Below are 12,799 nucleotides of genomic sequence, written 5' to 3'. Positions count from 1 at the left end.
CCGGCTCATGCCGGCGTCCGTATTTCCAACTTGGTCTGGAGGGAAGTCCCCGCCAGATCATCGAATCATGTGCTGCTCGTTTGCTGCCTGTTTGCCGCTTCTTTGCTGCCTGTTTGCTTCTTGCGTGCGGCTCATCTGACGCCGCCGGCTTCAGGCCTGGCCCTGGCTCAGGCGACGCGCCGCATTGAACATATGGGTCTGCGCAGCATTGCGCGCGGCCATTTCATCGCCGGCACGGATCGCCTCGACGATGGCTTCATGTTCTTCGCGCACCTGGCGCGAGAAGTCCTCATAACGGGCCTCGTTGCCCCGGGTGACCGCCGTAGCCGCCTCCAGGTACTGCGACAGGAATTCCAGTGTCTTGATGAAGTAGGGATTGCGCGTGGCCTGGGCCAGTGCCCGGTGGAAGGCCACATCGGCCGCCACGCCATCACCGCCACCGGCGACATCGGCGCCGATCTGCGCCAGCGCATCGTCGATGGCGCGCAGATCCTCGGCACTGCGGCGCTTGGCCGCCTGCGCTGCCACTTCGGCCTCGATGGCGCGGCGCAGCTCGACGATCTGCAACACCGCGTCGGGCGAGCTGACTTCGGTGTAATCGATGCGCAAGGGCTTGATGCCTGCCTGCTCGGTGACGAACACCCCACTTCCCTGACGCGGCTCGACCACGCCCTCATGCTTGAGCCGCGCGATGGCCTCGCGTACCACCGTGCGGCTGACGCCGAACTGCTGGGCCAGCACCGCTTCGGTCGGCAGCTTGCTGCCTCGCGGGAAGGCGCCGGCATCGATGTTTTCCAGCAATTGCCGGGCTACCGTGTCGCTCAGGGCCTGGGCGGGGATTTTCTGAAACATGCTGTCTCGCGGTCGTTTTATCGTCAGGTTATCCGGTCATCATACAAATTTATTTTGAGGCCGGCAATCCGATTTTTTCTCTTTACGCGGAGTAACACCCCATTTTTGCAAGAATTTGAAGGAGATGAAAGAAATTGCAGTGTTATATCCAGCCGTTCGCTCCAGACATCAAGAATGTGAATATCTCGACCATAGCTGCATCGCCGGGCCGCTGGCTCTACAATCGACGGTTTCCCGCTACGGATTCGCCGCATGCCCTACGATCTCTCGGACAAGCTCGTCATCGGAATTTCCTCCCGCGCCCTGTTCGACCTGGAGGTGGAAAACGCCATCTACGACGAGCAAGGCGTCGAGACCTACGCCGACTACCAGCGCGCCCACGAGAACGATCCGCTGCAACCCGGCACGGCCTTTCCCTTGGTCAAGGCGCTGCTGCGGTTGAATGAACTGATCCCGGAACGCCGGCTGGTGGAAGTGGTGGTGATCTCGCGCAACACGCCCGATACCGGCCTGCGCGCCTTCAACGCGATCGCCGCCCACAAGCTCGACATCAGCCGTGCTGCCTTCACCGGCGGCGGCCCGACCGCGCCTTACCTGCAGGCCTTCAAGATCGACCTGTTCCTGTCACGCGATACCGGTGACGTGCAGGAAGCCATCGATGCCGGCGTGGCCGCTGCGCAGCTGTATGCGGCACCGCTGGACTACAGCGCGCCGGACAACCAGATCCGCATCGCCTTCGACGGCGACGCCGTGCTGTTCTCGGCGGAGTCCGAACGCATCTTTGCCGAGAAGGGCCTGGAGGCCTTCGCCCGCCATGAACAGCGACATCGCAAGAAGGCCATGAAGGAAGGCCCCTTCGCCAAGCTGCTGCTGGCCCTGTCGGCGATCCAGAAACAGTTTCCGCCCAAGCAGTGCCCGGTACGCATCGCCATCGTCACCGCCCGCAACAGTCCCGCACACCAGCGCGTGATCCACACCCTGCGTACCTGGAACGTGACGGTGGACGAAGCCTTCTTCCTCGGTGGCCTGAACAAGGCAGAAGTATTGCAGGCCTTCGGCGCCCACATGTTCTTCGACGACCAGGAGGGGCATGTGCAGAAGGCGGCGGTGGTGGTGCCGTCGGGACGCGTGCCGTACAAGGGCGGGACGCTGGAGGGAGGACGGGTGGCACGGGGACGGGGCAGCAAGGGCTGAGGTGAGACTAGATGCGGGCGGAGACAAACCCTTCAGCCGCATTCACCCGGTCACACATCGCAGAGCCATGGCAACCTGTGCGACACGGCACGGCTTTTTCAACGTTCCTAGGGCTTCATCTCGCGTACTATCCTTTCGGCATCACGACCGGGAGGACTGCCGAACTCACGTGCGTATTCCCGGCTGAACTGGGTCGCGCTCTCGTAGCCCACTTCGTGGGCGGCGGCGCTGACGTTATAGCGCGCGGCCACCAGCAGGGTACGCGCCTGCAACAGGCGGATCTGCTTCTGGTATTGCAGCGGGCTCATCGCGGTGACCGCCTTGAAGTGGCGATGGAAGGCAGACACGCTCATGGCCACGCCATCGGCCAGGTCCTCGATGCGCAGGGCTTGCGCATAGTCGCGACGTATTCTCTGGATTGCCGCATTGACCCGCGCCAGCGCGCTGTCGGGCAGGGCGATGTCGCGCAGCATCCAGCCCACCGGCCCCTGCAGGACACGATAGAGGATTTCACGTTCATACACCGGGGCCAGCGCGGCAATGTCGGCCGGCTGCCCCATGAGGCGCAACATCCTGATCCAGGCATCGAGCAGTTCCGGCGTCACCGACGCCACCGAAAAACCGGCTGAGTTTCTTGGTCGCCCGATATGGTCCGGCAGGTCGCCCAGCAACTTGACGATGATGCTGGGGTCCAGCGTCAGGCTCACCGCAAGATAGGGATTCCCCTGTGCATCCGGATGGACAGTCCCGGCTGCCGGCAGGTCTACCGACATCACGAAATAGGTGGCAGGATCGTAATGCAGGGTGCTGCCGCCGACGGTCATGGATTTGCTGCCGCGCAGGATCAGGTTGACCATGGGATCGTAGACAGCGGCCAGCTGGTGCTGGGGAATCTCCCCCTGCACCATGGCCACGCGCGCAATGCCGGTCTCGGTACGCCGGTTCTCGGCCCCTGCGGCGAGCTGGCGTAGTTCGTTCAATTGATCTTCCATCTGCGCATTAGAACCGGGATGATGGCGCTCCGGCAATGGAAAAGCAGAAACAGGCAGGCTTGAGGCAGGAACCGGCAAGGCGGGTCTGCGCCTGAGTGGCTAAGCTGGAGGGTCCCGACAAACCCTGCTTCACGAAAGAAACGACGCCATGCTGGATCACCTATTTCTGTCGGTCAGCGACCTTGAACGCTCGATCTCCTTCTACACGGCGACCCTGGCGCCACTGGGCATCACCGCACGCCATGACTATGACGGCAAGGACGGTCCGCCAGGACACCCTGACCTGAAAGGCTTCGGCGCCCACGGGCGCATGTTCTTCTGGTTACGCGAGGGCAAGGTAGAAGGACAGGCCGCCCATGTCGGCTTCGTCGCCAATAGCTGTGATGAAGTACAGGCAGCCTATGCGGCGGCAATGGCCGCCGGTGCCACCGACAATGGCGCGCCGGCAGCACGCACCTATTACGATCCACGCTACTACGCCGCCAATGTACTGGACCCGGATGGCTACAGCCTGGAGTTCGTCTACAAGAGCTGGCAACACCCGGAGGCATGATGGCGCAGGCAATGGAGATCACGCGCTTTCACCTCGCGCCCGGCGTGACGATGAAGCAATTCATCGCGGCCAATGCCGATGTCGACGAGTGGCTCAGGCAACAGCCCGGATTCATCCTGCGGCGCATCTGCGTACAGGACGACGGGATGGTCGTCGACATGCTCCTGTGGACCTCGGTCGCTAACGGCCAGCGGGCGGCCCGGGGCATCGTCACCGAGCTGACCGGTTCACCCGTGCATGCCGCCATCGACCATGCCACGGTCGACTGGTCGGTCAGGTCTTGTCAGCATGCCGTCGACGCTGTGTGACTAGGGCGAGGCAATCACCCGGCCCGGCTTGCCGGCCAGCCAGCCCAGCACACCCATGAGTACCGCACCGGCCGCGCACAAGGCCAGGACCACGGTCCAGTGACCGCTGGCATCGTGCAGGCGACCCATCAGGATGGGACCGGCGGCGGCCAGCAGGTAACCCACGCTTTGCGCCATCGCTGACAGCGCCGCGGCCTGGGGTGGCGTGGAAACCCGGGTACCGACAAAGGCCAGGCCCAGGATCAGCACCGCACCGGTACCAAACCCGAACAGCGGCACCCAGACAATGGAGGCCTGCGGCCAGAAAATCAGACCAACCAGGCTCAGCACGGTGGCCGCCGACATGCTGGCGGCCACCGGACGATGGTCGCGGATGCGCCCGCCCAGCGGGATCAGCAGCAAGCCCGGCAGGGCCGAGGCCAGTTGCATCAGGCCGTGCAGGTTGCCGGCCTCGACTACGCTATGACCATTGGCTGCAAGTATCGAAGGCAGCCAGGCGGTGACCACGTAATACACCAGCGAATTGGTGCCGAGGAAAAAGGTCACCTGCCAGGCCAGAGGCTGGCGCCACATGGACGCAGCGCGGGCCGGCATGGCAGCGGGGCGGGTGGCGCGGCGCAACTGGGGCAACCAGACCAGGATGGCCACCAGCGGCAGCACGATGAAGGTCGCCAGCGCCCATGACCAGCCCAGGGCGCCGGCCAGCGGCACCGCACACACCGAGCCCAGCGCCGAGGCACCACCCATGGTCAGGGCGTAGATTGCGGTCATGCGCGTGAGCTGGTCAGGGAAGTCGCGCTTGAGCAGGCTGGGCAGCAGGACATTGCCGCCGGCGATACCACAGCCGATGATGCAGGTCCCCACCAGGAGCGCGGCCATCGATCCGGTCGAGCGCAATACGATGCCGGCGGCGATCAGCAGCAAGGCCAGCAAGAGGGCGCGTTCCAGCCCCAGGCTTCGGGCCAGCCGCGCTGCCGGTGGCGAGACCAGGGCGAAGCACAGCAGCGGCAAGGTCAGCATCAGTCCGGCCGCCCCTGCCGAGAGCGCAAAGGTCTGCCGCAGCAGTTCCATGACCGGCCCCACGGCCGTGACCGGGGCGCGCAGGTTGGCGGCGATCAGCAGGAGGCCGGCCACCAGCCACAGGCGGCCGGCGCGGCGCACCGCCGACGGGCTGGCGGCTGGGGAAGAGGAATCGGTGTCGGTAGCGTGCATGGCAGCGGGCGAAAAGATGGAGCGCCAAGCTTAGCCAATCGCAGCGTGGACGTATTTGGCTACAATGCCAGGATATTGCTAAAAACGGTCAACCCACCTGCCCTGCCGCCGCATGACCACACGTATGCCCACTCTCTACGCCAGCCTCGTCGAACACGATCCGGACCGCCTGGCCGCCGCCGTGACGGCGCTGCGCGTGCATACCCACGAGAGCGAGCGGGAAACGCCCTTCCACAGCCATCGCAAGGGTCAGCTGGTGGTGGCGCTGCATGGCGCGGTCACCTGCGAGACGGCGCAGGGCATGTGGATCGTGCCGCCGCAATCGGCGGTGTGGATCCCGGCCGGCGTGCCCCACAGCAACCGGGTCACGCTGGACGGCCAGTTGTGCTTCCTGTTCATCGATCCTGATGCGGCGCGCATGCCCACCACCTGCTGCACACTGGCACTGACGCCCCTGCTGGTACAGATGATCTGCCATCTGGCCGAACAGGCACAGGATTACGCCCCCCATGAACGTACTGCGCGCCTGGCGGCGGTACTGGTGGAAGAACTGGAACACAGCCAACGCCAGGCCCAGCCCGCACACCTGCCGCCACCGCTGCCCATGCCCCAGCATTCGCGCCTGCGCGAGATCGCCCGGCGCCTGGCCGAACAGCCGGCCGACCGCAGCACCGTGGCCGAGTGGGGCCAGCGCCACGCCATGAGCGAGCGCAGCTTTGCCCGCTTCGTCCAGGCCGAGACCGGCATGAGCTTTGGCCGCTGGCGGCGCCAGATCCACCTGATGGTGGCGCTGCAGCGCCTGGCTTCGGGCAGTTCGGTGCAACGCGTCTCGCAGGACCTGGGCTATGACTCGGTCAGCGCCTTCATCACCATGTTCAAGAAGACCCTGGGCAAGCCACCGGCGCGCTACATGGCGCAGCGCCAGGCGCACCCGCCGCCGCCCTCGCCAGCTTCGCCACCGCTGCCGACGGCCCCCTACTTTCAACCGAAACGGACTCCCTCATGGAAACCGAACTGAAACTCCTGCTCGCCCCGGCCCACACCAAGGCCTTCATCCGGCATCCGCTGGTCAAGCGCCATGCCCTGGCCGCGCCGCGCATCAAGGACCAGACCGGCACCTACTTCGATACCCCCGACCTGCTGCTGCGTCGTCACGATGCCGGCCTGCGGGTGCGCCGCACCGGCAATGAATTCATCCAGACCCTCAAGGCCGGCGGCGGCGTGTCCGGCGGACTGCATCAGCGCAACGAGTGGGAGTCGCAGGTGGCAGCGGAGACCCCGGACCTGCCCGCGCTGCGTGCGCTGGTGGCCGGCGACGACGAGCAGGTGGCCGAGATCCTGTCCGACGAGGTGGCGGCACGCATCACGCCCATCTTCAGCACCCGCATCCAGCGCATGGTGTGGGACCTGCGGCAGAAAGACGGCACCGAAGTGGAATGCGTACTGGACCAGGGGACGGTGGAACACGGCGCGCTGCAGTCGCCGGTGTGCGAGATCGAGCTTGAGCTCAAGAGCGGTGACGTCAACGCCTTGTTCGACTTCGCGTTGCAATTGCTGCAGGACCTGCCCCTACGCATCGGCATCCAGAGCAAGGCGCAGCGCGGCTATACGCTGTTCCATCAGGCCCGGCGCGGCGATGCGGCACCGGTCTCGTCCGCCAGCCGCGCCACGGCGCTGCAACTGGCGCGCAAGATGCCGGTGGAACAGGCCTTCCTCGCTGTGGTGGGCAATTGCGTAGCGCAGATCCAGGCCAACGACATTGCCGACCAGGACAGCGACGACATCGAACGCCTGCACCAGATGCGCGTAGGCCTGCGACGCCTGCGTTCTGCCTTCAGCCTGTTCGGCGAGGTGATCGCCCTGCCCGCCGCACTAGAGCAGGAATTCGCCTGGATCGCTGAAGCCATCGGCCATGCCCGCGACTGGGACGTGCTGGCCACCCAGACCCTGTCCACCCTGCCGGGCCTGGCAGCAGACAGCATCGCGGGAATCGATCTTGAGGCGGTACGTCACGCCGCCCTGATCCAGGCGCGCAAGCAACATGCGCAGGCGGTCGAGACCGTAGCCTCGCCGCGCTACACCGCACTGGTGCTGCAATTCAGTCGCTGGCTGCTGCAGGCCGGCTGGCGCACGACCGCCACGGAAGACAACCAGCAAGCCCTGGAACAACCCCTGGCACGCTTTGCCCGACAGCATCTGCGTCAGGATGAAAAGCGCCTGAACAAACGCGGCGCGCACATGGACGAAAGCGCTCGCGCCCGTCACCGTACCCGCATCGCTGCCAAGAAGATGCGCTATGACATCGAGTTCTTCCTGGCCCTGTATGGCGAGAAGAAGAGCCGCCCCTATCTCAAGGCGCTGGCCCGCCTGCAGGATCAGCTCGGCCTGCAGAACGACCTGGTCGTGGCCGACGCCCTGCTGCAGCAACTGCAGCGCAGGCAGGTCCGGCTGGCGCCCAGCGTGGCCTGGGTCCGCGGCTTCCTGAGCGGACAGGCCGGGGATGGCCATGCACGGACACGGCGCCTTTGGAAGAAATGGCAGGCGCAGGAGCTGCCGCGTTAAATACCTCAGCCGGAAGTCGCTCAGAAGCAGCTGGAGTCGACCTCTTCCAGTTCCAGCATCAGCAGCCGGGCAGTCTTCATCAAGGCTGGCGCCAGCTGTTCACGGATCACCTCGCGATCCGGCAGCGCTCCCACGGCACTGCAGTTCAGGCCCATGTGCAGCGGTGGATTACCCAGCGCCAGCGGGACGCTGATGGCAAAGGTGTCGCGCTGGTATTCGCCGGCCGCCAGGCAATACCCATGGGCATCGAGCTCGCCGAAGGCACGCTCCATCCGTGCCACCACCTGCGGGCCGTGCTCGCCGCTTTTCTTCCATATGCCGAACAGCAGGCGCTGGCGCTGCTCCGGCGACTGTGACCAGACGTAGGCGCGTCCTATCGAACTGAGCGCCATCGGTACCGAACGTCCCACGCCCAGTCTCAAGGTGGCGATCTTGCGACCATTGCAATACTGGATATAGACCATGTCCAGCTGATCGGCCACGGCCAGCCCGACGGACATGTCGAAGCGGTCGGCGAAGTCCTGCATGATAGGACGGGCCGCATCCTGTACCAGGCTATTGGACAGGTAGCGCTGCCCCAGTCGCAAGCCGCGCACACCCACCTGCACCCGCACGCCATCCGGTGCGCGATCCAGATAGCCCAGGGCCACCAGGGTGGCGGTCAGGCGCGAGACCGACGCCTTGGAGTAGCCACTGCGACGCACCAGTTCGGCATGCGACAAGGGCTTGGCGCTGCCCTGGAAAACCTTCATGAGCAACAGCGCGCGCTCCAGCGAATGGGTGGCGGCCTGTCCGGCCTCGCTACGCTCATCGGTCTGCCCCGCCGCTGCGGCCGGCAATTGACGTACCGCACGCCGGTTTCCCGCAGCGCCACTCATGTCCCCGCCCCCAGGCGCGCACGCACGGCCAGCAGTTGCGGACCGATGCGCTGCTCGACACGGGCCTTGCTGAGACTGCGCGCAGGGCCGGCGCACAAGAGCACCATGGGCATGCGTTGCGCCAGTTGCAGCGGCGCCGCCAGTACGGTGATCTCCGGCCCCCAGTCACCGGTGGAGAGGCAATACGACTTGTCGTCGATCTGCTGCTGGGCATCGGCCAGCTTCTGGCGCAGCAGCATCCATTCGTCACGCTTGTGATAGGGGCGCATGTGGTCCAGCAGGTAATTACGTTCGTTTTCATGCAGGCAGGCCAGCAAGGCCCATCCCACTGGAGAGGATGCCATCGGCAGGTGTTCGCCCACACCCAGTCCCACGGTCGCATTGCTGGAAGCGCTATGGCAGTTCTCGAAGAAGATCATGTCCAGTCCGTCACGTCCGGCCAGCGCCACGAAGACACCATTGTCGTCGGCCAGCTTCTGCATCAGTGCACGCGCCTGCAGGACCACGTCGGCATCGACCATGGCGGCAAAACCCAGGGTGAGTACGGCCACGCCAAGCCGGTACTTGCGCCGCTGTTCGCTGTAGCCGAGATAGCCCAAGGCGGTCAGCGTCTGCGTCAGACGTGACACCGTGGCCTTGGGCAGACCGGTGCGCGCGGCCAGGTCCTGGTTGGCCAGCCACTCGTCGGTACCGAGGAAGGCATCCAGCACGGCGAAGCCGCGTTCGACCGGCTTGATGACCGCACTCTCCCCGACCGTACCGGCATCGGCACCTGCGCGATAGCCGGGCGGATGGGGAGCGCGCAGCACCAGGCGCACATCCTTGATGCGTACGCGCCGCTGCCGTGGGGCCTGCGGGTGAGGCTGGCGGTTCGCCGTGCTCATGCGCGACCGGCGGCCATGGATGCCGCTGCAATGATCAGATTCACCGGGTCTCCTTGCCCTCTATGGTCCGGCCTTGCGCAGAGCGCCAGGCGCGGGATTGTTTCCTGGACGCTACCTTGCGACAACGATCCGCCGAGGGTCAACCGATGAATATTTTATGTTCCGTACTTTGGAATTTCCAATGCAGTTTTGAATTTTCTCTCCAACGGCGCAGATCATCCGCAGATTCCTGACCAGCTTTGATGCGATGCAGCTATCCCAAATCGGCCTTGTATTCTGGGGACTTCTAGAGGCACTCGGATTTTCTCTTGCGGCGCGCAATTGGCCGCTGCCGGCCGGACGATCAGTGACACGGAGGATGGAAGAAAAAAATTCATTCCGATGTACGGAACATCGTCCCCGGCCGGCTTGACACTGTTTTGGCTCTTCCAGACTATACGCACATCGCAGTACCCGCAGCACCGTCAAGCGCATACAAGAACAGCAGAACACACGAGACACCAGCCACACCCGTCGCAGCAGTACGCACGTGTAAGCAACACCATCACGTCGGCATCAGCAGCAGTTCGCTGCCGCCACTCCCGCAGGAGTCACGGCGCACAGCGTTCACCGGATCCCGGTCACGACCGGAACCGGCACCACCGATCAACCGAAACGACAACGCGCAGACCGGCGCGAGGGCGCAGCTTTGCCCGTCGTTTCCCGCACAGGAAAAAAGATGAGCACTCCCCGCATGCTGGAAGGAAAGGTCGTCATCGTCACCGGGTCCGGTGGCGGCATCGGACGTGAAATCGCGTTGGCGATGGCGCAGCAGGGCGCCGCCGTGGTGGTCAACGACATCGGTGTCTCGCTCACCGGTGAAGGCGCCAGTGCCGGTCCGGCGCAGCAGGTGGTCAATGAGATCCGCCAGGCCGGTGGCCAGGCCGTGGCCAACACCGACAGCGTGGCCGACGCCGCCAGCGCGGCACGCATCGTCGAGCAGGCAGTGCAAAGCTTCGGTCGCGTCGATTGCGTGGTCAATAACGCCGGCATCCTGCGTGACGCCCTGTTTCACAAGATGAGTGGCGACGAATGGGATGCCGTGATCAAGGTCCACCTCTATGGCGCCTATCACGTCAGTCGCGCTGCGGCGCTGCACTTCCGCGAACAGCAATCGGGCAGCCTGGTGCACATGACCTCGACCTCGGGCCTGATCGGCAATCTGGGTCAGGCCAACTATTCGGCCGCAAAATTGGGTCTGACGGCATTGTCCAAATCGATCGCACTGGATATGCAGAAATTCAATGTGCGCTCCAACTGCATCGCGCCGTTTGCGTGGAGCCGCATGATCAGTTCCATTCCGGTCAAGAACGAGGAACAGCAGGCCAGGGTGGACAAGATCAAGCGCATGACACCCGACAAGATCGCGCCGCTGGCCACTTATCTGGCCAGCGACGCTGCCGCCGACGTCAATGGCCAGGTCTTCACGGTGCGCAACAATGAGATCTTCCTGATGAGCCAGCCGCGTCCGCTGCGCTCCATCCACCGTGGTGAGGGCTGGACCGCACAGACCGTGGCCGAACATGCCATGCCAGCCCTCAAGGCAAGCTTCGTGCCGCTGGATCGCTCCGCCGATGTCTTCCAGTGGGATCCGGTCTGAACCGGTCACGGCAACGGGCCCATCATGAGCATCGATTACCAGACCCTGAAGAACTGGCAATTCCCGGTCCTGCAGCACGCCTACGACGCCGATGACACCATGCGCTATGCCTTGGCAGTGGGACTGGGAGCCGCCGCCACCAGCGACGACGGGCAACGCGACGGAGCCCTGCGCTACGTCTACGAGGCCCGCCTGCAGGCATTGCCAAGCATGGCGGTGATCCTGGCGCACCCCGGCCTGTGGATGGGCGCGCCGCAAGCCGGGGTGGACCTGCTCAAGGTCGTCCATGGCGAACAGCGCCTGCGTCTGCATCGCCCATTGCCGGCCAGCGGCAGCGTGGTCGGCCGCTCGCGGGTCAGGGCGGTGATCGACAAGGGGCGTGACAAGGGCGCGCTGCTGATCGTGGAGCGCGAATTGCGCGATGCTGGCGGCGAGCTGCTGGCAACGGTGGAACAGACCAGCTTCTGTCGTGGCGACGGCGGCTTCAGCGATGCGCACACGCCAGCCGATGCCCCGTCGGCGCCCATGCCAACGGTCCCGACGCGCGCGCCCGATCTGCATTGTGACCTGCCGACCCGGTCGGAGGCGGCACTGCTGTATCGCCTCTCTTCGGATCGCAACCCATTGCACGCCGATCCACAGACCGCCCTGCGTGCCGGTTTCGGGCGGCCCATCCTGCACGGCCTGGCGACCTATGGCATCGCCTGCCACGCCCTGCTACGCAGCTGCTGCGATTACGACGCCAGTCGCCTGTGCGCCCTGGCCACGCGCTTTTCCGCCCCGGTCTACCCGGGTGAAACCCTGCGTACCGAAATCTGGCGTGACGGTCGCCATCTGCAGTTCCAGATGCGTGCGCTGGAACGCGATGTGATCGTGCTCGCCAACGGTACCGCCGAAATGACCGATGCCACGCCTTCGAACTTCTCCACGGAGACCCCATGACCAGCAACAACCAGCCGATCCGCTCCGACATCGCCTTCAGCACGGCCGACCGCATCGTGGTGCGCGGCAAGAGCCTGCCCGACGACATCCTGGGCAAGATGAACCTGGGCGACTTCGCCTACCTGCAATTGACCGGCAAGACTGCCACGCCGCAACAATCCAACATGTTCAACGCCCTGTTGATCACGCTGGTGGAACACGGCATCACCCCCAGTGCGATCGCCGCACGCATGACCTATGCCGGTGCGCCGGAGTCGCTGCAGGCGGCAGTGGCAGCCGGCCTGTGCGGACTGGGTACGGTCTTCGTCGGCACCACCGAAGGCGCCGCCCGGATGCTCTACGAAGCCTTCGAACAGGCCGGCGACGAAGCTGACCTGCCGACCCTGGCAGTGCAGACGGTGGCACACTATCGCGAGCGCCGGCAGATCATCCCCGGGCTGGGCCATCCGGTGCACAAGCCCATCGATCCACGTACCCCACGCCTGTTCGCGCTGGCGCAGGAGAACGGCATGGCGGGACGCTATGTGCAACTGATCCAGCTGATCCAGCAGGAGGCCGAACGGGCCTCCGGCAAGCAGCTGCCCATCAATGCCACCGGCGCGCTGGGCGCCATCTGCTGCGAGTTCGGCTTTCCCTGGAAGATCGTGCGCGGCTTCGGCGTGATGGCGCGCGCCATCGGCCTGGTCGGCCATCTGCTGGAGGAATCGGAGTCGCCCATGTCCTATCAGCTGTGGCACGAGATCGAAGCCCGCGCCAGCGCCCACCTGCGCGAGCAGGAGTAAG

13 protein-coding genes are annotated in these 12,799 nt (G+C 65.0%); 8 read left to right on the top strand and 5 right to left on the bottom strand.

From position 1 onward, the window contains the following. Positions 1-150: 150 nt before the first annotated feature. On the bottom strand, positions 151-852 hold the full coding sequence (locus HBH1_RS16935; RefSeq protein WP_006461461.1) for a FadR/GntR family transcriptional regulator: 702 nt from the start codon (positions 850-852) through the stop codon (positions 151-153). Between the two features lie 252 nt (positions 853-1,104). Between HBH1_RS16935 and HBH1_RS16930 the strand changes: the two genes are divergently transcribed. Next, a complete protein-coding gene (locus HBH1_RS16930) occupies positions 1,105-2,046 on the top strand; it encodes a 5'-nucleotidase (protein WP_102663686.1) in 942 nt (313 codons plus the stop codon). 107 nt (positions 2,047-2,153) lie between these two features. On the opposite strand, the gene HBH1_RS16925 is transcribed toward HBH1_RS16930, so the two are convergent. Further along, positions 2,154-3,026, bottom strand: coding sequence for an AraC family transcriptional regulator (locus tag HBH1_RS16925; protein WP_199181610.1), 873 nt, complete (start codon positions 3,024-3,026; stop codon positions 2,154-2,156). 160 nt (positions 3,027-3,186) lie between these two features. Here HBH1_RS16925 and HBH1_RS16920 point away from each other — a divergent pair, with 160 nt between their 5' ends. Both HBH1_RS16920 and HBH1_RS16915 read left to right on the top strand, forming a co-directional pair. Continuing rightward, a complete protein-coding gene (locus HBH1_RS16920; protein WP_102663684.1) occupies positions 3,187-3,591 on the top strand; it encodes a VOC family protein in 405 nt (134 codons plus the stop codon). Beyond that, positions 3,591-3,899, top strand: coding sequence for a hypothetical protein (locus HBH1_RS16915; RefSeq protein ID WP_233207638.1), 309 nt, complete (start codon positions 3,591-3,593; stop codon positions 3,897-3,899). Before HBH1_RS16920 ends, HBH1_RS16915 begins: the two co-directional genes overlap by 1 nt. Here the strand turns inward: HBH1_RS16915 and HBH1_RS16910 are convergent, their stop codons facing one another. Further along, positions 3,900-5,111, bottom strand: a complete 1,212-nt coding sequence (locus HBH1_RS16910; protein ID WP_102663682.1) for an MFS transporter — start codon at positions 5,109-5,111, stop codon at positions 3,900-3,902. A gap of 124 nt (positions 5,112-5,235) precedes the next feature. Here HBH1_RS16910 and HBH1_RS16905 point away from each other — a divergent pair, with 124 nt between their 5' ends. Next, positions 5,236-6,129, top strand: coding sequence for an AraC family transcriptional regulator (locus HBH1_RS16905; protein WP_102663681.1), 894 nt, complete (start codon positions 5,236-5,238; stop codon positions 6,127-6,129). After that, positions 6,114-7,673 (top strand): CYTH and CHAD domain-containing protein, encoded by a 1,560-nt coding sequence (locus HBH1_RS16900; protein WP_102663680.1) that lies wholly within the window; start codon positions 6,114-6,116, stop codon positions 7,671-7,673. The genes HBH1_RS16905 and HBH1_RS16900 overlap by 16 nt, the downstream gene beginning before the upstream one ends. 20 nt (positions 7,674-7,693) lie before the next feature. Here the strand turns inward: HBH1_RS16900 and HBH1_RS16895 are convergent, their stop codons facing one another. Together HBH1_RS16895 and HBH1_RS16890 are read right to left on the bottom strand one after the other, a co-directional pair. After that, positions 7,694-8,551 (bottom strand): IclR family transcriptional regulator, encoded by an 858-nt coding sequence (locus tag HBH1_RS16895; protein WP_233207637.1) that lies wholly within the window; start codon positions 8,549-8,551, stop codon positions 7,694-7,696. Further along, entirely contained in the window at positions 8,548-9,435 is an 888-nt protein-coding gene (locus HBH1_RS16890; protein WP_102663678.1) for an IclR family transcriptional regulator, read from the bottom strand. Before HBH1_RS16890 ends, HBH1_RS16895 begins: the two co-directional genes overlap by 4 nt. 733 nt (positions 9,436-10,168) lie before the next feature. On the opposite strand from HBH1_RS16890, the gene HBH1_RS16885 reads away from it, so the two are divergent. The 3 genes from HBH1_RS16885 to HBH1_RS16875 are packed head-to-tail and all read left to right on the top strand — an operon-like array spanning position 10,169 to position 12,798. After that, complete coding sequence (locus HBH1_RS16885) at positions 10,169-11,074, top strand: SDR family NAD(P)-dependent oxidoreductase (RefSeq protein WP_102663752.1); 906 nt, start codon at positions 10,169-10,171, stop codon at positions 11,072-11,074. A 24-nt stretch (positions 11,075-11,098) separates the two neighbouring features. Beyond that, positions 11,099-12,016, top strand: a complete 918-nt coding sequence (locus HBH1_RS16880; protein WP_102663677.1) for a MaoC family dehydratase — start codon at positions 11,099-11,101, stop codon at positions 12,014-12,016. Further along, positions 12,013-12,798, top strand: coding sequence for a citryl-CoA lyase (locus tag HBH1_RS16875; protein ID WP_077236147.1), 786 nt, complete (start codon positions 12,013-12,015; stop codon positions 12,796-12,798). The genes HBH1_RS16880 and HBH1_RS16875 overlap by 4 nt, the downstream gene beginning before the upstream one ends. Position 12,799: the final 1 nt, after the last annotated feature.

The sequence above is a fragment of the Herbaspirillum sp. BH-1 genome (assembly GCF_002870055.1).
Taxonomy (GTDB): domain Bacteria; phylum Pseudomonadota; class Gammaproteobacteria; order Burkholderiales; family Burkholderiaceae_D; genus Herbaspirillum; species Herbaspirillum frisingense.
The sequence above is the reverse complement of the archived record's forward strand: the minus strand, read 5'-3'. Positions and strand labels throughout refer to the sequence as shown.

Coding starts and splice junctions, on each gene's coding strand:
- HBH1_RS16935 (WP_006461461.1), bottom strand. CDS start 852: ATGTTTCAGAAAATCCCCGCCCAGGCCCTGAGCGACACGGTAGCCCGG.
- HBH1_RS16930 (WP_102663686.1), top strand. CDS start 1,105: ATGCCCTACGATCTCTCGGACAAGCTCGTCATCGGAATTTCCTCCCGC.
- HBH1_RS16920 (WP_102663684.1), top strand. CDS start 3,187: ATGCTGGATCACCTATTTCTGTCGGTCAGCGACCTTGAACGCTCGATC.
- HBH1_RS16915 (WP_233207638.1), top strand. CDS start 3,591: ATGGCGCAGGCAATGGAGATCACGCGCTTTCACCTCGCGCCCGGCGTG.
- HBH1_RS16910 (WP_102663682.1), bottom strand. CDS start 5,111: ATGCACGCTACCGACACCGATTCCTCTTCCCCAGCCGCCAGCCCGTCG.
- HBH1_RS16905 (WP_102663681.1), top strand. CDS start 5,236: ATGCCCACTCTCTACGCCAGCCTCGTCGAACACGATCCGGACCGCCTG.
- HBH1_RS16900 (WP_102663680.1), top strand. CDS start 6,114: ATGGAAACCGAACTGAAACTCCTGCTCGCCCCGGCCCACACCAAGGCC.
- HBH1_RS16895 (WP_233207637.1), bottom strand. CDS start 8,551: ATGAGTGGCGCTGCGGGAAACCGGCGTGCGGTACGTCAATTGCCGGCC.
- HBH1_RS16890 (WP_102663678.1), bottom strand. CDS start 9,435: ATGAGCACGGCGAACCGCCAGCCTCACCCGCAGGCCCCACGGCAGCGG.
- HBH1_RS16885 (WP_102663752.1), top strand. CDS start 10,169: ATGCTGGAAGGAAAGGTCGTCATCGTCACCGGGTCCGGTGGCGGCATC.
- HBH1_RS16880 (WP_102663677.1), top strand. CDS start 11,099: ATGAGCATCGATTACCAGACCCTGAAGAACTGGCAATTCCCGGTCCTG.
- HBH1_RS16875 (WP_077236147.1), top strand. CDS start 12,013: ATGACCAGCAACAACCAGCCGATCCGCTCCGACATCGCCTTCAGCACG.